Below are 20,801 nucleotides of genomic sequence, written 5' to 3'. Positions count from 1 at the left end.
CCAGCGGAGCCGTATCCGTGCGCATGTGACCGATCGGAGCACGGCATCCACCGTTTTACGGAAGGCATCGGCCGCCGCAATCGCCCGATCCCGTGCGTGAGGACACCGCGAGGCGGGCACTCGGTTGTGCATGGAGCGACGGAAAGGCCGGTTTCCGCGCGAGGCGTGGCCGTGCGATTTTGCAATGAGCGGGCGGGGAGTTATCCTGTCGGCATCACGCCGCCCGCGACAGTCAGTCGAGAGTACCATGGTCGTCGCGCTGCTCGCGCTCAGTTCCGTCATGATCCTCGGTGGCGTTGCCGCCGTGGTCCAGGGCTTTCCCTACGTCCGGCTGGAGAGCGGGCTGGCGATGGTGATCGGCGGCTCGACCGCGGCCTCGGCCGGTGTGGTCCTGCTCGGCCTGACGGCCATCGTGCACCGCCTGCGCACCCTCCACGGCGCCGTCGAAAGCTTGCGCGAGGCATCCCCCCAGCCGAGCATCCCGGCCGCAACGCCCGCCGGGGTCGTGCCCTGGGAGGTGTCGGCAGCGGAGGCGCCGGCCTTCACCGCTCCCGAGGTTTCGCCGCCGGAGCGGCCCTCGCTCGCCGGTATGGGCCTGGCAGGCGCGGGTGCGGCCGGCCTCGCGGGGCTGTCGATCGGCGCACTGCGGCCGGGTGCGCGCGGCTCCGAACCGGTTTTCGAGGATCCGACGCTTTCTGCCGAACCGCAGCCGAACGCCGCCGAGCCGCTGCTGCCCAACCTGCTGCCGGAGGCCGCGCCGCCGCATGCGAGCGATGACGACCTGTTCCGCGTGTCCGAGCCCGCGCGCGAACCCGAGCGGGCGCCGGCCTTTCCCGCACCCGAGCCGGTGACGCTCCCGAACCTCATCGCCGAGGAGCGGGACGAGGCACGGATCGCCGCCCAGACGCCGGCGGCCGAACCGATCGGCCTGCGCTCCTTCCTCGACGACCCGACGCCCGCGCCGGCCCCGGTCGCGCCGCCTGAGCCCGAGGCCGTGGCGCCTGCACCGCAGGAGATCGCAGCTCACGAGACGGGGGCCGAGGCCCCCGAGCCGGAGGCGAGTGCCCCGGAGGAGCGGCACGCGGTCGGCTCCTACGCGTCGGGCGCCAACACCTACGTGATGTTCTCCGATGGCTCGATCGAGGCGGATACGCCGCGCGGTCGCTTCACCTTCGCCTCGCTCGACGAACTGAAGAGCTTCGTCAATGCCGGGGGCGAGGAGGCTCGGGGCGCGGCCTGAGGGCTGCGCGTCCCTGCCGACGCCCGGACGCGCGCAACGCCACCGTCGCCCGATGGCACGCCGGCCCCTTCACGCCAGGGGGTTGAGCGCCGGGTTTCGTGCGGGCAGGGGCGCGGCGAGCGTGAGATGGAACCCTTCGGGCGCGTAATCGGTGGTGATCTGCGCCTGAACCTGCGCGGTCAGCACCCGTTGCAGCAGGCGTGAACCGAAGCCCTGGCGGGTCGGCGGGGCGACGAGGGGGCCGCCGCTCTCGCGCCAATCGAGGTGCAGCATGCCGGCCTCGATCCTCCATGTGATCGCGACCCGGCCGCGCCCGGTCGAGAGCGCGCCGTACTTGGCCGCGTTGGTGGTCAATTCGTGGATCGCCATGCCGATCGGCACGGCGATCTCGGAGGGCAGGTCCACGGCCGGGCCATCGAGGACGATGCGCAGGTCCGGCGAGGTCTCGGTCTCGCTCTCGGCATAGGGCATCAGTTCGGAGGCGAGCAGGTCGTGCAGGCTCGCCGTCTGCCACGTCGCCTCGGTGAGCACGCTGTGGGTGTGGGCGAGCGACTTGATGCGGCCGACGAAGGCCTCATGGAAGCTGTCGATGCTGGTGGCGGTGCGCGCCGTCGAGCCGACGATGGCCTGGACCGTGGCGAGCGTGTTCTTCACCCGGTGGTGCAACTCGCGGATCAGGAGGCTGCGGCGCTCCTCGGAGAGGTGGCGGTCGGTCACGTCGGCGACGACGCCGATCAGGCGCCGCGGTAGCCCGCCCGGCCGGGTTCGCTCGAACCGTCCGGCCATGTCGATGGTGCGCCAGAGGCCGTCGTCGTGGCGGCGGATGCGGCCGGTGGCGTGCAGGATCGTGTCCTCCCGCAGCGCCCGCAGGATCGCCTGCCGGAAGACGGGGCGATCCTCGGGATGGAGGATTTCCTTGAGGAAGGCGGACTTGCCGATGCTACCCTCGTCCGGCCGGCGGCCGAAGATCGCGAACATCCGCTCGTTCTCCCAGGTCGCCCGGTCATCGAGGACGTGCCACTCGAAGATGCCGAGATCGGCCACCGTGGTGGCGACCCGCAGGCGCTCCTCGCGCTCGGCCAGGGCCTCCCGGGCCTCGACCCGGGTGGTGACGTCCTGCACGACGCCGACGATGCCGATGGGCGCACCGTCGGCGGCCAGCAGCGCCTCGCCGCGGGCGCCGATCCAGATCTCGGCGCCGTCGGTGGCGCGCCGGAAACGGGTCTGGAACGCGTAAGCGCGCCGTTCGGCGATGGCCGCGGCGACCGCGACCTGAATCCGTTCGGCGTCCTCCGGATCGACCTGGCCGCGCATGCCCTCCCAGGTGACGGAGCGCCCCGGCGCATAGCCGAGGATCTGCGCCGCGCGGCGGGAAAACACCATCTGCCCGGCGACGAGATCCCAGCGCCACTCGCCGAGGCCCGCCGCCGTCAGGGCGTCGCGGTTCTGCTCGGCTCGCACCAGATCGTCGGCATCGACGAGGTCCACCACCGCGACCGTCTCGGCGCCGTCCTCTCCGGAGAGGGTCAGGCGCAGATCGAGGCTGCTGCCATCCGCCCGCAGCCAGCGGCGGATGCCGGCTTTCAGACCGGGCGTCTCCCCGTCGAACGCGTCGCGGCCGATCACCTCGTCGATCGGGCGGCCGTCGAGGGCACCCGAGGGGTAGCCGAGCCAGCGATAGAGGCAGGGATTGGCGGTGCGGAGCGTGCGCCCATCGGGCGAGAAGACGGCGAGCCCCACCGGCGCGCGGTCGAAGGCCGCGCGGTACAAGGCGGGCGACAGATCCGCCGGTCGAGAGCCCTTGTCCGCGCTGTCGTACACGATACTCCCCGTTCAGCCGCCCGCCGCGGGTGCAAGCGGGACCGTCCGGAGGGCGGCACCATGACGGAGGCCGCCGCGGACAACAAGATGCGCAGGTGAGGCAAGCCTCATCGAAAGCGACCGGTCAACAGGTGCGGCAGGGCCCGTGTCAGCATCAGCCCAGCGCGGATCACCGCACCCGCATCTCCCCCCGAGCCCCGCACCAGCGCCCGGCCAAGGCGGACGGGCAGGTTCACGGCCAGCGCCGCCGCCAGCACGGCCAGCGACACCGCCCGGCCGTGATGCTTGTGCGCGTAGAGCGTCTGCGCCCGCAGGAAGTAGAACAGGCGACGGTCCTTCACCGCCTCGGTGGTGCCCTGGCCGCGGTGGCGGATCTCGGCCCCTGCGACGTGACACACTGCGGAGCCGGCAGCAGCGGCGCGGGCACAGAGGTCGGCATCCTCCCAGTAGACGAAGAAGCGCTCGTCGAACCCACCGAGTGCAGCGAGGAGCGGGCGCCGGATCATCAGGAAGGCGCCCATCACCGCATCGACCGGCCGGGTCTCGGCATGGTCCCAGTCGAGCAGGAAGTGCGGACGCACGAGGCGCGGCAGCAGCCGGTCGAGGAACAGGGTGTGGGCGATCAGGCGGGCGCCCGTCGGGTGGCGGGCACAGGTGCGGTGCGTCTGCCCCGCCTCATCGACCAGCCGGGCGCCGACGATGCCGGTGCCGGGATCGGCATCGAGCCGCGCGCGGGCGACACGGATCCCGTCCCGGCTCACCTCCGTATCGGGGTTGAGAAACAGGATGGAAGCGGCCGATCCCAGCGCCGCGCCCTGGTTGCAGGCACGGGCGAAGCCGCGATTGTCGGCGTTGCGCAGCACCGTGAGCGCGAGGCCCGGCGAATCCAGCCCCTCTGCCGAACCGTCGGAGGAAGCGTTGTCGACGACGACGACGCGCAGTTGCTCCGCACCCGCGCTCGCGGCGAGGCTCGTCAGACAGGCCCGGAGCTGATCTCCGGCATTCCAGTTGACGATGACGACGTCGAGGCTCGCGGTCACGGCGGGGCGTCCGCCGGCCGGCCGAGTTGCCCGGTCAGACCCTGGGCCAGCGCCGCGAGAAGGCGCGCGAGCACGCGGGGCGAGAACCGGTGGCGGCCCCAGTAGAGACCGATCTGGAGCGGCATGTAGGCGGCCTGCTTCAGCTTCCACCGGGCCGGCACGTGCGGAAGGCGCCAGCTATAGGCGGAGTTGCGCACGTAGACGGCCATACGGAACAGCGGCTGGTCGGGCATCGCCACCGGCAGGAATCGCATCCGGATCGTGCCGCGCCCGACGCTGTGCGGGATGGCGGTGCCGGAATCCATCCAGCAGCTTCGCCCGCGCGCCCAAGCGCGAAAGCACCATTCGAGATCGACCGCGTCGATGAAGAAATCCTCGCGGAACGGGCCGACTCTCGCGAAGGCCGCCAGATCCACGAGCGAGCCGGAGGTCGCCAGGAATTCGACCGGCCGAAGGTTTTTGCGGGGCGTCACGCCGGAGCGCGGCGGATAGACCGGTGCCTTGTGGCCGGGCTTTGGCGCGGGCGCCGGGCCGACGAGGGCAGGGGGCGGGTCCGCGCCCACGGCCCGGTCGAGGGCGTGGCCCAGCGCCCGCGCCGTCTCCACGGTGGCGTCGGCATCCTGATCGAGCAGGAACAGGCGGCGGAACCCGGCAGCCGTCGCCGCCTCGGCCAGCGCGTTGAGGGCGGCGGCGATGCCGCGGTTGCGGCCCTCGCCGAGCCGCGTGAGCTCCTCCGCGCACCGCAACTGCGCCAGCGCCTCGGGCGGGATGCCGCCATTGTCGTAGACGAGAACGGGCAAGCGCCCGGCAAAGCGCTCGACGATCCGCGCCACCTGCTCAGGGGAGGGACGGAAGAAGACGACCGCGACGGCGGTGTCGGCGGAGGGATCGGAGCGCTGCACGTCGGACCTGTTTTGCGGCCAAGGGCCTAAGCGCCGGCCTCTGAACGTGCAACCCCGACGGCCTCGCACCTCACTCGACGACGAGCTTGTAGCTCAGACCGGGTTTCACCACCGCACCGCGCTGCAGGCTGTTGAGCACGAGGAAGCGATCGACGGCGCGGTCGGGCACGCTCATGCGGCGGGCCAGCCCCTCCACGGTGTCGCCCGGAGCGGCGGTGACGATCCGCAGATGCGCCGGCTTGAGGGCGGCGGTCTCCTCCGGCTCGATCGGGCGCAGGCTCTCCAGCCAGCGGCGGAAGGCCGGCTCGGGGTCGGTCGCGCCCTTGGCCGCCATGATCATGCGGTAGGTGGTCTCGCCCATGCGGATCGCCGCCAGCCGAAACGTCCAATCCTTGCCCCGCGACAGGGCGGTGGCGGCCGAGCGCCCGCCGACGATGCGATTCTCGACCGAACCCGCCTCGATGGCGTCGTTCCAGGTCGCGCGCAGCACATCCTCCAGGCTGCGGTCGCCGCTCGCCTCGACCTGATCGAACAGCAGGCGGCGGCTGCCCTCCGGCGTCGTGCCGAGCACGGCGTTGCGGGTGTTCTCGATGGCGAAGGCGTCCGGCACCTCGAAGGCGATATTGAGGCCCGGATGCAGGAAGCGGCGCCCGCGCACCAGCCCCTCGCCGGGATTGTCGCCGTAAGCGAGTCCGTCGATCGCCGCGAGGTAGCGGGCTCGGTCGTCGGCGCCGAGGCCGGGGGCGCCGATGCGCCGGGCCGCGCGGGTGACGAGCGCGATGCGCTCGGCGGTCGCCGGATGGGTCGCGAGCATGTCGGGCTCAGCCGCGCTGCCGTTGCCGGCCTTAAGCGCCATGGTGCGCTGGAGCGCGTCGAGGAAGCGGCCGGCACCGAAGGGATCGTAGCCGGCCTGGGCGAGCACGCGCACGCCGTTGGTGTCGGCCTCCAGCTCCTGCTCGCGGGAGAAGCGGGCGAGGGTGAACTTCGACTGGCTCTCGAGCTGCGCCCCCGTAACGGGGTCGTTCAGCACGTCGGCGACCACGCGGCTGACGAGTTGCGAGCGCAGGGCCATCTCGCTGCGGGCGGTGGCATGGCGTAGGGTCACGTGGGCGATCTCATGCGCGAGCACCGCCGCGACCTCCGAGCTGTCGCCGGCGAGCGCCAGCAAGCCACGGGTGACGTAGAGCCGGCCGCTCGGCAGGGCGAAGGCATTGACGACGGGCGAATCGAGCAGCGTGACCGCGTAGCTTTCCTCCGGCCGGTCGCTGACCCGCACGAGCCGGTCGGTGATCTCGGTGATGAGCCGGTGAGCGGCGGGCGCGCGGTACTCGCCGCCGAACGAGGCCACGAGCTTGGCGTGGTCCGCCTCGTCCGACCGGGCGCGCCCCGTGGTCTTCGGTGCCTGCTCGGGCACCTTGATGACCGCCGGCGTCAGCACGCTTCCGGTCTGGTCGGCGGCGCAGGCCGCGAGCGAGCCCGCAAGCATGGCCAGCGCGGCCAGCCGCGCAAGTTCCCGAGGGCCGCCCCCGCGCATGCGCCGCCGCCTCGATGTGTGTTGCCGATCCCCCGTCATGCCGTTCTAGCGCCGCAGCGCCTGCTCCCCCTCGACAACCTCGATGCCTTCGACGCCAGCGAGATCGATGAACGGCCCCCGACCGATCTCGACCATGCCGCGGATTCTCACGAGGCGGCCCCTCAGCGTGGCCGCAGACAAACCCTGTTCACCCAGAATCCGCCAAGAGCGTTTCTGCACGGTTACGGTCAAGCCTTGCCCGCCCCGGCGCGCGAAGTCGAGATAGGTTCGGGCCGACCGCTCGCCGACATGCAGGATGCGACCCTCCACCACCGTGAAGCGCCCGGCGCGCGCGCTCAGCGCCGCCACATCCGTCGCCGCGAGCGGGCCGCCGGCCCACAGACCGAGCCCGGCCGCCCGCGGCACCGCCTCAACGGCGCGAAGCGCCGGGCGGCAGAGCGTGTCGGCCTCGCCAGCATCGGCATAGGCAAGCCCGGCCGCAACCAGTCCTCCGGCGAGATCGACCGGCTCCGCCTCGCCCGCGATCCCGCCCGTGATCGCGTCAGCGTGACGGCGGCCCCAGCGGTCCTCGGCGCCGCGCTCGGTCAAAACCAGGGACGCGCCGCGAAAGGCGTTCAGCCAGCCCCGCGCAGCCGCGTCGAACGCCGGCTCGTCGGGCCAGCGCAGCCCGGAGAGCACGGCCCGGCGGCCGGATGCGAAATGCAGCTCGCCCCTGGCTCCGATGTCGGCAAGGCGGTCCTCAACCGAGGCGGCCTGCCGGCATGCCTCGTCCATCCGCGGAGCGCTCGACGCGTTGCCGGGCGCGCCGCAGGTGGCGGCGAGCAGGCAGACGAGAGCCGGGGCGCCGCCTCGGCTCGTCCGGCTCCCACCATGAGGCCCCCCATGCGGGCCGATCTCGTGACCATCACCGGGCAACATCGTCACCGTTCGCGCTCGGCCTTTCGATTCAGGCGAGGATGCCGCGCGAAAAGTGCTCGGATCGCGGCACGCGAGAGCACCGCCGGCGCGCAATCGCGGATTGCCGGCCCGTGCGCCTCCCAAGCAACAGCTCGCCGAACGCGTGCTCCGGCTCTTCCCATACAATCGTCGACGGCCCAGGCCGGAGCGGTTGGCGCCCCCCTGCGATGATGCTAAGCCTGAACGGTCGTCTCCGTAGCTCAGCTGGACAGAGCACAGGTTTCCTAAACTCCACAATTGGGCGCCGTGATGGGAAACCGCACGGCGGATCCGCTCAAATTCGGGGAAAGCTTCCGGCGCTGCGGCGCCCTGCCGATCCCGAGCCAAGCCCGAGGTCCGGTCACGGTCCGAGGGAAGGTGTAGAGACTAGACGGGTGGCACCTAAAGGCTTCGTTCGAAGCTCACGGTGAAGGGATAGTCCAGACCACGAACGCGCGAACAGCGTGGCGGCGAAAGTCGAAGTGGTATGAAACCTGGGGTCGCAGGTTCGAGCCCTGCCGGGGACGCCAATCGTTTCACTGCCTGAGATTGCAGGCGAACATTCGATACTTCCTGCGATCTGAGTGCGACGCCACGCCGCATCTATAACAAATGACATAACAGGTGTGTCGTCGCGATTGGCCTCCGAAGCGCCCTTGCAACAGGAAAGTTTTCGTTCGAAGCATCGCCCGAAAGAGCTTGGGCAGAACGAAAATGGCAGGCCAGAAGACCGATGAGCGCGACGTCCTTCTCGGACGTCGCATTGCCGAGCAGCGAAAACGCTCGAAACTGACGCAGCGCGCTGTCGCCGATAGCTTCGGGATGTCTGCCGCGCAGCTCCAGAAGTACGAGAAAGGCGTCAACCGGATCAGCGCGGTTCATCTTGCGATCCTCGGCCGCCTCACCAATACCCCGGTCTCGGACTTTCTCGATGGCATTCCCCATCCGGACCCGGAAACGGAACGCGGCTTCTCGGACAATGGCCAGCAAGCCTACGCTGTTGAGCCGTGGTCCGATCTTGCCCGTGCGTTCGCCCGGCAGTTCACCGAAACCTTCACCGAGCAGCAGCGCCGCGAACTGTCCGCCGCCGTCGAGATCCTGAGCCAGGAACTCAAGGGCTGATTGATCGGGCAGGGGACGCCCGCACGACCCGTGGCGGGCACGGACGCACAGGGCGAGAGCTCTCACGTCAGCGTTCGTTAAAACGGACGATTTCGCCATTCCGGCTTGACCGTCCGAAACGGCGATGCGACAAGCCGCGCCTCTGGAGACCAGGGTAAGCGCCGTGACATACGAGGCGCGCCCGACAATCGGGGGTGCACACGATGCCTCGTTCCGACTACCTCTTCACCAGCGAATCCGTCTCCGAAGGCCACCCCGACAAGGTGAGCGACCGGATCTCGGACACCGTGGTCGATGCCTATCTCGCGGCGATGCCGGAGGCGCGCCTCGGCGTCGAGACGCTGACGACGACCAACCGCGTCGTGATCGCGGGTGAGGTGCGCGGCCCCGATTCCGTGACCTTCAAGGATCTGGAAGAACTGACCCGCGAGGCCGTGCGCGACATCGGCTACGAGCAGTCGGGCTTCCATTGGAAGAACAACGACGTCGCCATCTACCTGCACGCGCAGTCCGCCGACATCGCGCAGGGCGTGGACGCCGCCGGCAACAAGGACGAGGGCGCGGGCGACCAGGGCATCATGTTCGGCTACGCCGCCGACGAGACCCCGGCCCTGATGCCGGCCCCGATCTTCTACGCCCACAAAATCCTCAAGGACCTCGCCGACGCGCGCAAGGCCAAGCAGGGTGATGCGGCCAAGCTCGGCCCCGATGCCAAGAGCCAGGTCACCGTGCGCTACGCCGACGGCCGCCCGGTCGAGGTGACGCAGATCGTTCTCTCGACGCAGCATCTCGACGAGTCGCTCGACTCCGCCGACGTGCGCGCCATCGTCGAGCCCTACATCCTCAAGGCCCTGCCGCAGGGCTGGGTCAACGAGAGCACCATCTGGCACGTCAACCCGACCGGCAAGTTCGTGATCGGCGGCCCCGACGGCGACGCCGGCCTCACCGGCCGCAAGATCATCGTCGACACCTACGGCGGCGCGGCGCCCCACGGCGGCGGCGCCTTCTCCGGCAAGGACCCGACCAAGGTCGATCGCTCGGCCGCCTATGCCGCCCGCTATCTGGCCAAGAACGTCGTCGCCGCCGGCCTCGCCCGCCGCGCCACGATCCAGCTCTCCTACGCCATCGGCGTGGCCAAGCCCCTGTCGATCTACGTCGATCTGCACGGCACCGGCACCGTGGACGAGGCCCGGCTCGAAGGCGTGCTGATGGACGCGCTCGATCTCTCGCCCCGCGGCATCCGCACGGCACTCCAGCTCAACAAGCCGATCTACGCCCGCACCTCGGCCTACGGCCATTTCGGCCGCGAGCCCGATGCCGACGGCGGCTTCTCCTGGGAGAAGACGGATCTGGCCGACAAGCTGAAGTCGGCGTTCTAGGCCCGAACCATGATGGGGAGGGATGCGGACATCCCTCCCGAGACGGGCGGGACGGCGGAGACCGAGCGGGCCTTCTACGGGCGCCGCAAGGGCAAGCGCCTTCGCCCGGGGCAGGAGCAGCGCCTCGAAGGGGCACTGCCGCACTTACGCGTCGCGCTGCCCGAGCGCGGCGAATTTTTGGACCCGCCAAGCCTGTTTCCGGGGCCGGTCGACGAGGTCTGGCTCGAGATCGGCTTCGGCGGCGGCGAGCACCTCGCAGCCCAGGCCGAGTCCCACCGCCAAGCCGGCATCATCGGCTGCGAGCCCTTCGTCAACGGCGTGGTCAAGCTGCTGCGCGCAGTGGACGACCGCGGCTTGCGCAATGTCCGCGTCTGGGACGAGGATGCGACAGCCCTGCTCGCCGCCCTGCCGGATGCGAGCCTCGCCCGCGTCTACCTGCTCTATCCCGACCCCTGGCCGAAGCGCCGCCAGCGCAAGCGCCGATTCGTGTCGGACGCTTCGCTCGCCGAGATCGCGCGCGTTCTGCGCCCCGGCGGCCATTTCCGCTTTGCCAGCGACATCGACGATTACGCGGGCTGGACCCTGGTCCGCGCCGCCCGCTGCCCGCAGTTGCGCTGGACGGCCGAGACCGCAGACGACTGGCGCAAGCCGTTCGCGGGTTGGCCGGGCACCCGCTACGAGGCCAAGGCCCTCGCGGCCAGCCGGTGGCCGAGCTACCTCACGTTCGAGCGGGTCGGCACGGACTGATCCGGCTGCCCAACACTCCACGCCGTCATCACCGAGCGACGCTGAACTGCTCCAGCGACGCAGCCTTTCTTTGAAAGGTCGCGTGGCTGGAGCAGTTCGCTGTCGCTCGCGATGAGAGCAGAAGACGAGCGGCGAAATCGTCTGTGCGCCCTCTCGACCCGGATGAAGGGCAATCCGTAGTCCGGACGTCGAGAAAGACCCGACATCCGGAGGAAGCAGCCGCTTCAAGCAGCCCTCGTACCAAATCCGTTCGATCCCTTCGGGATGGCGGATTTGGACGTCGCTCAGGCGCCGCGCGGGCTCGCTGACACGGTCCCCGCTTGAATCAAGCGGGGACCGTGTCAGCCCGCCTTCGTCTTCGCAGTAGCCTTCTTCGCAGCCGCCGGCTTGGCAGCGGCCTTCGTCGCCGGCGCCTCGGTCGTCGGCTTGGCCGCCGTCTTGCGCACGGCCGGCTTCTTCGCCTCGCCGGCTTCCGCCTTCTTCGCCGGGGCGCGGGCGCGGGCCGCCGTCTTGCGGACCGGCTTCTTGCCGCCGCCGGAGGCGCGCTTGGCGTTGACGAGGTCGATCGCCTGCTCCAGCGTCAGGCTCTCGGCGGCCATCGTCTTCGGCAGCGTCGCGTTGACCGAGCCGTCGCTGACATAGGGGCCGTACTTGCCGGCCTTGACCACGAGTGCGGCGCCGTCCGGATGTTGGCCGAGCGTGCGGCCGGGATCGGACGAGGGACGGCCGCGCCCGCCGCCCTGCTCCTTGGCGACGATGAGGTCGATGGCGCGGTTGGCGCCGATCTCCAGCACGTCGTCGTCCTTGCCGAGATTGGCGTAGGTCTTTCCGTGCTGCACGTAGGGGCCGAAGCGCCCGAGATTGGCCAGGATCGGCTCGCCGGTCTCGGGATGCTTGGCCACCTCGCGCGGCAGCGACAGCAGGCGTAGGCCGATCTCCAGGGTCACGCTGCTAGGGCTTGTGCCCTTGGGCAGCGAGGAGCGCTTGGGCTTCTCCGCGCCCTTCTCGGCACTCGCCTCGCCGAGCTGCACGAACGGCCCGAAGCGCCCGTCGCGCAGGGTCACGGGCAGGCCGGTGGCCGGATCGTCGCCGAGCACCCGCACGCCGGGCTGTCCGCCCTCGGCCGAGGAGCCGTCGCCCTCACCCTCGACGCCCGAGGCCGAGAGTTGGCGGGTGTACTTGCACTCGGGGTAGTTCGAGCAGCCGATGAAGGCGCCGAACTTGCCGAGCTTGAGCGAGAGCTGACCCGCCCCGCAGGTCGGGCAGGCGCGCGGATCGCCGCCATCCGCCTTCTCGGGGAAGATGTGCGGCCCGAGCAGGCCGTTGAGCGCCTCGAGAACCTCCGCGACGCGCAACTCCTTGGTGCCGCCGATGGCCGCCGAGAAGTCGCGCCAGAAGTCGCGCAGCACCGAGCGCCAATCGATCTCGGCATTCGAGACCCGGTCGAGCTGCTCTTCCAGGCTCGCGGTGAAATCGTACTCGACGTAGCGCTTGAAGAAGCTTTCGAGGAAGCCGGTGACGAGCCGCCCCTTGTCCTCCGGCTGGAGGCGCTTCTTCTCGATGCGGACATATTCGCGGTCGCGCAGGGTCTGCAGCACCGCGGCATAGGTCGAGGGCCGGCCGATGCCGAGTTCCTCCATCCGCTTCACGAGGCTGGCCTCGGAGTAGCGCGGCGGCGGCTCGGTGAAGTGCTGGGTCGAGGCGATGCGCTCGCGCTTGAGGGCGTCGCCCGCCTTCATCGCCGGCAGACGCTTGGAATCCTCGTCCTCCTCATCGTCCTTGCCCTCCTGGTAGAGGGCGAGGAAGCCGTCGAACTTCACGACCTGACCGGTGGCGCGCAGGTCGATCCGGCGCGGGCCGACATTCGCGCTCACCTCGACGGTGGTGCGCTCCAGCTCGGCCGATTCCATCTGGCTGGCGATGGTGCGCGTCCAGATCAGTTCGTAGAGCTTGGCCTGCTCCGGCTCGAGATAGCGGGCGATCTGCTTCGGCAACCGGCCCATATCGGTCGGGCGCACGGCCTCGTGGGCCTCCTGCGCGTTCTTGGCCTTCACTTGGTACTTGCGCGGCGCACCCGGAACGTAGTCGTCGCCGAACTCGCGGCCGATCACCCGGCGGGCGTCCTGGATCGCCTCCGGCGCCATATCGACGCCATCGGTTCGCATGTAGGTGATGATGCCGACGGTCTCGCCGCCGACATCCACGCCCTCGTAGAGCCGCTGGGCGACCCGCATGGTCTGCGCCGGGGCCATGCCGAGCTTGCGCGAGGCCTCCTGCTGCAGGGTCGAGGTGGTGAAGGGCGGCTGCGGGTGGCGCTTGGCGGGCTTGGCCTCGACGGATGCCACCTGGAAGGTCGCGAGTTCGAGGTCGCGCTTGAACGCCGCCGCCTCCTCGGCATTGCCGACGTCGAGGCGCTGGATGCGCTTGCCGTCGGCGCCGACGAGGCGCGCCTCGAACACGCCGCCCGCTTCCGTCACCAGGGTGGCGACGATCGACCAGTACTCGCGGGCCTTGAAGCGCTCGATCTCCATCTCGCGCTCGACCACGAGGCGGAGCGCCACCGACTGCACTCGGCCGGCCGAGCGGGCACCGGGCAGCTTGCGCCACAGCACCGGCGAGAGGTTGAAGCCGACGAGGTAATCGAGGGCACGGCGCGCGAGATAGGCATCGACCAGGGCCTGGTCGATCTGGCGCGGCTTCTTCATCGCCGCGTCGACCGACGCCTTGGTGATGGCGTTGAAGGTCACGCGCTCGACGGGAATGCCCTTCAACGCCTTGCGGGCGGTGAGCGCCTCGATGACGTGCCAGGAGATCGCCTCGCCCTCGCGATCCGGGTCGGTCGCGAGGATGAGCTTCTCGGCTCCCTTCACGGCGCGGGCGATCTCGGACACGCGCTTGGCGCCGCGATCCTCCACCTCCCAGATCATGGCGAAGTCGGCCTCCGGATCGACCGAGCCATCCTTGGCCGGCAGATCGCGGATATGGCCGAAAGAGGCCAGAACCTCGTAATCGCGCCCCAGGTATTTGTTGATCGTCTTGGCCTTGGCCGGCGACTCGACGACGACGACTTTCATGAACCTCTGCCTCTCGCCAGAGCCTCACCGCAGATACGGTTTTGGGAATGGCGCGGATGCGTACCGGTCGGAGGCCGGCTCTCGCGCCGCGCAGAAGTGGGTGAGCCGCGCGGCGTTGTCAAATCGGGTGAACGCGCCGGACCTACCCTTAAATCCCCGCGTACCACTCGTAGCCGCGGTCTTCCCAGTAGCCGCCCTTGCCGTCGCCGATGCCGGTCAGGCCCTCGGTGACCTCGATCCGCATGATGTATTTCGCCTGCTTGTAACCGAGCTGGCGCTCAACCCGCAGGCGTAGCGGCGCGCCGTTCGAGACCGGCAGCGCTTGGCCGTTCAGGTCGTAGGCGAGAATGGTCTGCGGGTGATAGGCGTCGGTGAGATCGATGCTCTCGTAGTAGCGAACCGGCGTGCCCTGGCTCTCCTCGTCCTCAGGCTTCGGTGCCTCCGCGCCTGCGGCCTGCGAATCGCTCGCCTGATTCTCGGCCCCCTCCGGTCGCGTCTCCATGCCGGGATTGGCGGTCTTTTCCGGTTCCGCCTCGTCCTCCCCGCTACTCATGGCGTATTCCATCGTGTCGGCGCAGTGGAACACGACGTAGCGGGCCTTCGGCTTCAGGCCGGCCCGCTGCAGCACCTCGGCGAGCGGCACGCCGGTCCACTTGCCGATGGCGCTCCAGCCCTCGACGCAATCGTGCCGCGTGGTCTGGGTGCGGGCGGGCAGGGCCCTCAGATCGGCGAGGCTGAGATCCTGGGGCCGCTCGACGAGGCCGTCGACGCGCAGCTTGAACCCGTCGAAACTCTTGGCGGCCAGCGTTTTGTAGGCCCGGTCCGGCGGCTCGATCGTGCCGTTCGGCTTGAACCAGGGCGAGATCTCGGAATCCGGAAACTCCTTGGCGAGCGAGGACGGCGTGAGCAGCAGACGCTGCACGAACAGGTTGGCATCCTCGCCCGCCTTCAGGGCCCGCTGCCCCGTCGGGCTCGCGGCGAAACGGTCGCAGCCACCGAGCGCCGAAACACCGAGGAGACCGGCCGCCGCGGTGAGGAAACCGCGGCGATGAGGGCGGGGGATCTGGAGGCGGGGGGCCACGGGGCGGGAGGACATGGGGCGGGGGATCATGGGGTCTCTCCCGAACCGGCGGGAAGCTTCTTGCGCTCGATCACGAACCAGCCGGTGATCATGCTGCGCATGTTGTTGGCCACGCCGGAGAGCAGCACGAGCAGGACGTGGACGATCACGAACAGCACCAGCAGGTTCGTGACGATGAAGTGGATCGTGCGGGCCGATTGCCGGCCGCCGAACAGGTCGGGCAGGGGCACCACGGCGTTGACGCCCGGCGACATGGCGAGCCCCGTGAGCACCATCAACGGCAGCAGCACGGCCACCACGACGAGGTAGGAGAGCTTCTGCAGCACGTTGTAGCGCTTGGCCTCGTCGCCTTCCGGAAAGTGCAGGGTCAGGTGCTCGCGGATCGAGGAGCCGAACCCGCGCATCTGGTCGCCGTCGGGCACGAGGCGCCGCCGCAGCTGCCCGGTGCCGATTCCGTAGAGCAGATAGATCAGCCCGTTGATGACGAAGGCCCAGGCGAACAGGAAGTGCCAGCGCCGCCCCGTGGCGAGATCCTGGTGCGCCGGCAGGGTCGACCACGAGGGGAAAGCGCGGCCCGTGGGCTGGCCGTTGAGGTTCGACAGGCCGAGCACGCCCGTCGTCTCGAAGGTGTGACCGGCGACATAGACGATGCCGCGCGGCGTGCCGTCGTCCCGCTGGTCGTCGGTGATCGCGACGAACGGTGTGTCGAAGGTCGAGGCCGCGCCCCAATAGAGCGCGGGATGGGCATTGAAGATCTGCAACCCGCTCATCAGCAGGATGGCGAGGCAGACCACGTTGAGCCAGTGCGCCAGCCGGATCACCAGCGGATGGCGGAACATCCAGCGTCGCCGTACCGTCTCCACGATGTCCGGCCCCGAGAGCGTCGATCCTGCGGCCACGGCGCGGCTGTTCCTATTGCAGCAACCCATGCCGGGCGGGCGAACCGCTCGGCGCGGGAGGACTTGAAAGGCTTCGTTCGACACGAAAAAGCCCGCCCGGTCTAACCGGGCGGGCCGATGGTCGCCTAGATGGCGAGTTGGTCACAGTCAGGTGACGTGGGGATCACATCCCGCCCGCGCCGGACTCCATGCCGGAGCCGGAATTCATGCGCTTCGAGCGCATCATCTTCTTGCTCTTCATCGGCTTTTTCATCTTCTTGGAGCTGCGCTTCATCGGGCGCTGCTCCTGGCCCATGTCGTCGCCCATGGCGCCCTGCTGCATTTGGCCGCCCATCTGGCCACCCATTTGCCCGCCCATCTGGCCTCCCATGCCGGGCTCCATACCGCCCCGCTGCATGCCCTGGGCGTAGGCGCCGGACGAGAGAGCGAGACCGAGCGAGAGCGCACCGGCGGTCAGGAGAAGTCGCGTGTTCATAGGCTACCTTTCGTTTCCGGGCAGGCAGGCGAATACCGGGACAGGCATTCGACGCGCTCAAGCCCCGACAGATGTTGGGGAAACGGAAGCGAGGCCGGTTCGTTCAAATTTTTCTCGATCACGGGCTCGCGATGACCAAGAAAATCTCTCAGCTGCGACGGGGTGAGACCGTTATCCCTGGCGCCATCGCCCACGCCGGCCAACCGGATACGCCTGCGCCTTGCCGGGCCTCTCCCAGACACCTATAGCGCGGAGCCGACGCCAGAACCGCCGCATGACCGCTCAGACCGCACCCGCCTTCCCGCACCGGCACCTGCTCGGCATCGAAGGCCTGAGCCGGCCGGACATCGAATCGCTGCTGGAGCGCGCCGACGCCGCCGTCGCCCTGTCGCGGCAGGTCGAGAAGAAGCGCACCGTCCTGCGGGGCCGCACGCAGATCAACCTGTTCTTCGAGCCCTCGACCCGCACGCAATCCTCGTTCGAACTTGCGGGAAAGCGCCTCGGCGCCGACGTGATGAACATGTCGGTCGCTTCGTCCTCGGTGAAGAAGGGCGAGACGCTGATCGATACGGCCGCGACGCTCAACGCCATGCGGCCCGACATCATCGTGGTGCGCCACCACGCGGCGGGCGCGGTGCATCTCTTGGCCCGCAAGGTCGATTGCGCCGTGGTCAACGCCGGTGACGGCGCCCACGAGCACCCGACCCAGGCGCTGCTCGACGCGCTCACCATCCGCCGCAACAAGGGCGGCATCGAGGGGCTTCAGGTCGCGATCTGCGGCGACGTCCTGCATTCGCGGGTGGCACGCTCCAACATCATCCTGCTTCAGGCGCTCGGCGCCCGGGTGCGGGTGATCGGCCCCTCGACCCTGCTGCCCACCGGCATCGAGCGCTTCGGCGTCGAGGTATTCACCGACATGCGCGCGGGGCTGAAGGGCTGCGACATCGTGATGATGCTGCGCCTCCAGCGCGAGCGGATGAACGGCTCCTTCGTGCCCTCGGTGAAGGAGTATTTCCGCTATTACGGCCTCGACGGCGACAAGCTGGCGCTGGCCAAGCCCGACGCGCTGGTGATGCATCCGGGTCCGATGAACCGCGGCGTCGAGATCGCCTCCGACATCGCCGACGGGGCACAGTCTCTGATCCGCGAGCAGGTCGAGATGGGCGTCGCCGTGCGCATGGCCGTGCTGGAAGCGCTGGCGACCCACTTGCCGAACGGGTGACACCCATGAGCGCGCTCGTCCTCTCCAACGCCCATCTCCTCGATCCGGCCTCCGGCCGCGAGGGTCCCGGCGCCGTGCTCGTGCGCGACGGGTGCATCGCCGATGTCGCCTGGGGTGCCGCCCCCGACACGCCGGAGGGTGCCCAAAAAATCGACTGCGGGGGTCTCACCCTCGCGCCGGGCCTGATCGACCTGCGCGCCTTCGTCGGCGAGCCGGGCGCGGAGCATCGCGAGACCCTGGCCTCGGCGAGCGCCGCTGCAGCGGCCGGCGGCGTGACGACCCTGGTCTGCATGCCCGATACCAATCCCGTCATCGACGGGCCGGCCATCGTCGATTTCGTGCTGCGCCGCGCCCGCGACACGGCAAGCGTCAACGTCCTGCCCGCCGCCGCGATCACCAAGGGGCTGGCGGGGCGCGAGATGACCGAGTTCGGCCTGCTGGCGGAAGCCGGCGCCGTTGCCTTCACCGACGGGCTGAAAGCCGTGACCAACGCGCAGGTGATGCGCCGCGCGCTCACCTACGCCCGCGATTTCGGCGCGCTGCTGATGCAGCATGTGGAGGAGCCGGACCTCGTCGGCGAAGGCGTGATGAACGAGGGTGAGATGGCCTCCCGCCTCGGCCTGATCGGCATCCCCCGCGAGGCCGAGACGGTGATGCTGGAACGCGACATCCGGCTCGTTCGCCTCACCGGCGCGCGCTACCACGCGGCGATGATCTCCTGCGCCGATTCCGTCGAGATCGTGCGGCGGGCAAAAGAGGCAGGGCTGCCCGTCACCTGCGGCGTGTCGGTCAACAACCTCGTGCTCAACGAGGGCGACATCGGCCACTACCGCACCTTCTGCAAGCTCTCGCCCCCCTTGCGCCGCGAGGACGACCGGAAGGCGGTCATCGCCGCCCTGAATGAAGGCGTGATCGACGTCATCGTCTCCGACCACAACCCGCAGGACGTCGAGACCAAGCGTCTGCCGTTCGCCGAGGCCGCGGATGGCGCGCTCGGCATCGAGACCCTGCTCGGGGCCGCCTTGCGCCTGCTCCATACCGGCGACGTGCCGTTGGGAACGCTCCTGAAGGCCCTCTCGGCGAACCCCGCTGCGCTGCTCGGCCGCGAGGCGGGGCGGCTGGAGAAAGGCGCACCCGCCGACCTCGTGCTGATCGACCCCGATCTGCCCTACCTGCTCGACAAGCGGCAGCTGAAGTCGCGCTCCAAGAACTCGCCCTTCGACGAGGCGCGTCTTCAGGGCGCGGCGGTGCTGACGCTGGTGGCCGGCCGGATCGTCCACCGCTCCGCCCTCTCGGCCATCGCCGCATGACCACGCTTCTCGCGGCCGGCTGGCCGGTCCTCATCGCGGCCCTCGTCCTGGGCTACGCCTGCGGTGCGATTCCCTTCGGGCTGATCCTCACGAAGTTCGCGGGTCTCGGCGACGTGCGGGCGATCGGATCGGGCAACATCGGCGCGACCAACGTGCTGCGCACCGGCCGCAAGGGCCTCGCTGCCGCGACGCTGCTCTGCGACGCGCTCAAGGGCACGCTGCCGGTACTCGCGGCAAGCCATTGGGGCGAGGGGCCGGCTTTGGCCGCGGGCCTCGGTGCCTTCCTCGGCCACCTGTTTCCGGTCTGGCTCGGCTTCAAGGGCGGCAAGGGCGTAGCGACCTTCATCGGCGTGCTGCTGGGCTTAAGCCCGCTGACGCTGGCCGCCTTCGCCGCGATCTGGCTCGGGCTCGCCTTTGCCCTGAAATACTCCTCACTCGCCGCGCTCGTGGCGTCGGCCGCCACGCCGCTCATCCTGTGGGCGCTGGGACACGGAATGGTTGCAGCGCTCTTCCTCGTGCTCGCAGCTTTGCTATGGTGGAAGCACGCGCCCAACATCCGCCGCCTCGCCGCCGGCACCGAAGGGCGGATCGGGAAGAAGGGGTGAGCGCCGCCCCCTCCCGGACGGAGGGGGATCGATGCAGCTCACCGACGCGCAACGCCTCGATTGGCTGCGCCTGATCCGCACCGACGGCATCGGCCCGCGCACCTTCCGCGGCCTGATCAACCGTTTCGGCAGCGCATCGGCCGCCCTCGACGCCCTGCCGGACCTGACGAAGCGGGCGGGCAAGCGCGCCGTCCCGCCCACGAAGGCGGAGGCCGAGCGCGAGATGGCCGCCGCCGCCCGCCTCGGCATCCGCTTCCTCGCCATGGGCGAGGCGGCCTATCCGAAGGCGCTGCACGCCACCGACACCGCGCCGCCGCTGATCGCGGTGCGCGGCGATCCGGCCACGCTTCTCAAGCCGTCGGTGGCCATCGTCGGCTCGCGCAATGCCTCGACCGCCGGCCTCGCCTTCACCGAGCGGCTCGCCCGCGGCTTCGGCGAAGCCGGTCTCGTCGTAGTCTCGGGGCTCGCCCGAGGGATCGACGCCCGCGCCCACAAGGCCACGCTGGTCACCGGCACCGTCGCGGTCCTCGCAGGCGGGCAGGACCGGATCTATCCGGAGAACCATGCCGGCCTCGTCGAGGAGATCGTGGGGGAGGGCGGGGTGGTGGTCGCCGAGATGCCGATGGGCTGGGTGCCGCGCGGGCGCGACTTTCCCCGCCGTAACCGCATCATCTCCGGCCTCAGCCTCGGCACCGTTGTCGTGGAGGCCGCACGCCGCTCCGGTTCGCTCATCACCGCCCGCTTCGCGCTGGAGCAGGGCCGGGAAGTCTTCGCGGTGCCCGGCTCGCCGCTCGATCCGCGGGCGGAGGGCACCAACGACCTGATCCGCCAGGGTGCAACGCTGGTCTCGGAGGTCGAGCACGTCCTCTCGGTGCTCGATCCGCTGATCGCCGGGGACGCGCCGCAAGCGGACGGCCTGAACGACCGCTCGGAAAGCTGGGGCACGCCCGATTACTGGGACGAGATGGATTTCGACGGACGAGCCGAGACCGCCCTGCCGCTGTTTCCCGCTGCGGCGGAGTCGGTCGAGGATCCGCCCGAGCCCGGGGACGACCGCGCGCGGCTGATCGCGTGCCTTAGCCCGACACCGGTCGGGACCGATGCGCTTGCCCGCTCCACCGGCCTGCCGGTTCGGATCGTGCAGACGACGCTGCTCGAACTGGAACTCGACGGCCAAATCGAGCGGCACGGCAGCGGGACGGTCTCCCTGGTTTCGCGGGCGTGACACGGTCGATCCCTGGCCCTGGAGGCCCATGATACAGGAGCCAGGCAGCACCCGTTGCTGCGCTCGAACACGCCCCTCAGACCTCAAGCTGGCGTCGAACAAACGGCTTCTATGACGAACAAATCTTTGATCCGAGTCTCGCACTTAAGACTCTATCAAACACTGCGCATTGCGACTGTGGCGAATCAC

At 69.8% G+C, this 20,801-nt stretch carries 17 protein-coding genes; 8 read left to right on the top strand and 9 right to left on the bottom strand.

What is annotated here, in order from left to right:
* The first annotated feature begins 247 nt into the window (after positions 1–247).
* Complete coding sequence (locus MKK50_RS02585) at positions 248–1,240, top strand: hypothetical protein (protein WP_499020206.1); 993 nt, start codon at positions 248–250, stop codon at positions 1,238–1,240.
* 69 nt (positions 1,241–1,309) lie between these two features.
* Here MKK50_RS02585 and MKK50_RS02580 read toward each other — a convergent pair whose 3' ends face one another.
* The 5 genes from MKK50_RS02580 to MKK50_RS02560 form a co-directional block, all read right to left on the bottom strand.
* Complete coding sequence (locus MKK50_RS02580; RefSeq protein WP_499020204.1) at positions 1,310–3,061, bottom strand: sensor histidine kinase; 1,752 nt, start codon at positions 3,059–3,061, stop codon at positions 1,310–1,312.
* A 107-nt stretch (positions 3,062–3,168) separates the two neighbouring features.
* The gene (locus tag MKK50_RS02575; RefSeq protein WP_499020202.1) at positions 3,169–4,101 is read right to left on the bottom strand and encodes a glycosyltransferase family 2 protein; all 933 of its coding nucleotides are present in this window, start codon (positions 4,099–4,101) and stop codon (positions 3,169–3,171) included.
* On the bottom strand, positions 4,098–5,003 hold the full coding sequence (locus tag MKK50_RS02570) for a glycosyltransferase family protein (RefSeq protein WP_499020200.1): 906 nt from the start codon (positions 5,001–5,003) through the stop codon (positions 4,098–4,100). Before MKK50_RS02570 ends, MKK50_RS02575 begins: the two co-directional genes overlap by 4 nt.
* 70 nt (positions 5,004–5,073) lie before the next feature.
* Entirely contained in the window at positions 5,074–6,576 is a 1,503-nt protein-coding gene (locus MKK50_RS02565) for a M48 family metalloprotease (protein ID WP_499020199.1), read from the bottom strand.
* Between the two features lie 6 nt (positions 6,577–6,582).
* On the bottom strand, positions 6,583–7,455 hold the full coding sequence (locus tag MKK50_RS02560; RefSeq protein ID WP_499020467.1) for a DNA-binding protein: 873 nt from the start codon (positions 7,453–7,455) through the stop codon (positions 6,583–6,585).
* A 732-nt stretch (positions 7,456–8,187) separates the two neighbouring features.
* Here MKK50_RS02560 and MKK50_RS02555 point away from each other — a divergent pair.
* The 3 genes from MKK50_RS02555 (at position 8,188) to trmB (ending at position 10,721) form a co-directional block, all read left to right on the top strand.
* Positions 8,188–8,595, top strand: a complete 408-nt coding sequence (locus tag MKK50_RS02555) for a helix-turn-helix domain-containing protein (RefSeq protein WP_253370855.1) — start codon at positions 8,188–8,190, stop codon at positions 8,593–8,595.
* Between the two features lie 203 nt (positions 8,596–8,798).
* On the top strand, positions 8,799–9,974 hold the full coding sequence (gene metK, locus MKK50_RS02550) for a methionine adenosyltransferase (protein ID WP_499020198.1): 1,176 nt from the start codon (positions 8,799–8,801) through the stop codon (positions 9,972–9,974).
* Between the two features lie 9 nt (positions 9,975–9,983).
* Positions 9,984–10,721, top strand: coding sequence for a tRNA (guanine(46)-N(7))-methyltransferase TrmB (gene trmB, locus MKK50_RS02545; RefSeq protein WP_499020196.1), 738 nt, complete (start codon positions 9,984–9,986; stop codon positions 10,719–10,721).
* A gap of 341 nt (positions 10,722–11,062) precedes the next feature.
* Here trmB and topA read toward each other — a convergent pair whose 3' ends face one another.
* The 4 genes from topA to MKK50_RS02525 form a co-directional block, all read right to left on the bottom strand.
* A complete protein-coding gene (gene topA, locus MKK50_RS02540) occupies positions 11,063–13,795 on the bottom strand; it encodes a type I DNA topoisomerase (RefSeq protein ID WP_499020194.1) in 2,733 nt (910 codons plus the stop codon).
* Between the two features lie 148 nt (positions 13,796–13,943).
* Positions 13,944–14,906, bottom strand: a complete 963-nt coding sequence (locus MKK50_RS02535) for a molybdopterin-dependent oxidoreductase (protein WP_499020193.1) — start codon at positions 14,904–14,906, stop codon at positions 13,944–13,946.
* A complete protein-coding gene (locus MKK50_RS02530) occupies positions 14,903–15,775 on the bottom strand; it encodes a cytochrome b/b6 domain-containing protein (protein ID WP_253370847.1) in 873 nt (290 codons plus the stop codon). Before MKK50_RS02530 ends, MKK50_RS02535 begins: the two co-directional genes overlap by 4 nt.
* 163 nt (positions 15,776–15,938) lie before the next feature.
* A complete protein-coding gene (locus MKK50_RS02525) occupies positions 15,939–16,250 on the bottom strand; it encodes a hypothetical protein (protein WP_253370845.1) in 312 nt (103 codons plus the stop codon).
* Positions 16,251–16,524: 274 nt separating this feature from the next.
* Here MKK50_RS02525 and MKK50_RS02520 point away from each other — a divergent pair, with 274 nt between their 5' ends.
* Genes MKK50_RS02520 through dprA form a run of 4 tightly spaced genes read left to right on the top strand, consistent with a single transcriptional unit; the run spans position 16,525 to position 20,612 of the window.
* Positions 16,525–17,472, top strand: a complete 948-nt coding sequence (locus MKK50_RS02520) for an aspartate carbamoyltransferase catalytic subunit (protein WP_499020190.1) — start codon at positions 16,525–16,527, stop codon at positions 17,470–17,472.
* Positions 17,473–17,477: 5 nt separating this feature from the next.
* Positions 17,478–18,782 (top strand): dihydroorotase, encoded by a 1,305-nt coding sequence (locus MKK50_RS02515; protein ID WP_499020187.1) that lies wholly within the window; start codon positions 17,478–17,480, stop codon positions 18,780–18,782.
* On the top strand, positions 18,779–19,387 hold the full coding sequence (plsY, locus tag MKK50_RS02510; RefSeq protein WP_499020185.1) for a glycerol-3-phosphate 1-O-acyltransferase PlsY: 609 nt from the start codon (positions 18,779–18,781) through the stop codon (positions 19,385–19,387). The genes MKK50_RS02515 and plsY overlap by 4 nt, the downstream gene beginning before the upstream one ends.
* Positions 19,388–19,418: 31 nt before the next feature.
* A complete protein-coding gene (gene dprA, locus MKK50_RS02505; protein WP_499020183.1) occupies positions 19,419–20,612 on the top strand; it encodes a DNA-processing protein DprA in 1,194 nt (397 codons plus the stop codon).
* The last annotated feature ends 189 nt before the right edge of the window (positions 20,613–20,801 follow it).

This window comes from Methylobacterium sp. J-043 (genome assembly GCF_022829505.1).
Lineage (GTDB): Bacteria > Pseudomonadota > Alphaproteobacteria > Rhizobiales > Beijerinckiaceae > Methylobacterium > Methylobacterium extorquens_A.
The sequence above is the reverse complement of the archived record's forward strand: the minus strand, read 5'-3'. Positions and strand labels throughout refer to the sequence as shown.

Bases quoted from the DNA above. Each gene is read 5' to 3' on its own strand.
- MKK50_RS02585 (WP_499020206.1), top strand. From the start codon at position 248: ATGGTCGTCGCGCTGCTCGCGCTCAGTTCCGTCATGATCCTCGGTGGC.
- MKK50_RS02565 (WP_499020199.1), bottom strand. From the start codon at position 6,576: ATGACGGGGGATCGGCAACACACATCGAGGCGGCGGCGCATGCGCGGG.
- MKK50_RS02560 (WP_499020467.1), bottom strand. From the start codon at position 7,455: ATGTTGCCCGGTGATGGTCACGAGATCGGCCCGCATGGGGGGCCTCAT.
- MKK50_RS02555 (WP_253370855.1), top strand. From the start codon at position 8,188: ATGGCAGGCCAGAAGACCGATGAGCGCGACGTCCTTCTCGGACGTCGC.
- metK (WP_499020198.1), top strand. From the start codon at position 8,799: ATGCCTCGTTCCGACTACCTCTTCACCAGCGAATCCGTCTCCGAAGGC.
- trmB (WP_499020196.1), top strand. From the start codon at position 9,984: ATGATGGGGAGGGATGCGGACATCCCTCCCGAGACGGGCGGGACGGCG.
- topA (WP_499020194.1), bottom strand. From the start codon at position 13,795: ATGAAAGTCGTCGTCGTCGAGTCGCCGGCCAAGGCCAAGACGATCAAC.
- MKK50_RS02535 (WP_499020193.1), bottom strand. From the start codon at position 14,906: ATGATCCCCCGCCCCATGTCCTCCCGCCCCGTGGCCCCCCGCCTCCAG.
- MKK50_RS02525 (WP_253370845.1), bottom strand. From the start codon at position 16,250: ATGAACACGCGACTTCTCCTGACCGCCGGTGCGCTCTCGCTCGGTCTC.
- MKK50_RS02520 (WP_499020190.1), top strand. From the start codon at position 16,525: ATGACCGCTCAGACCGCACCCGCCTTCCCGCACCGGCACCTGCTCGGC.
- MKK50_RS02515 (WP_499020187.1), top strand. From the start codon at position 17,478: ATGAGCGCGCTCGTCCTCTCCAACGCCCATCTCCTCGATCCGGCCTCC.
- plsY (WP_499020185.1), top strand. From the start codon at position 18,779: ATGACCACGCTTCTCGCGGCCGGCTGGCCGGTCCTCATCGCGGCCCTC.
- dprA (WP_499020183.1), top strand. From the start codon at position 19,419: ATGCAGCTCACCGACGCGCAACGCCTCGATTGGCTGCGCCTGATCCGC.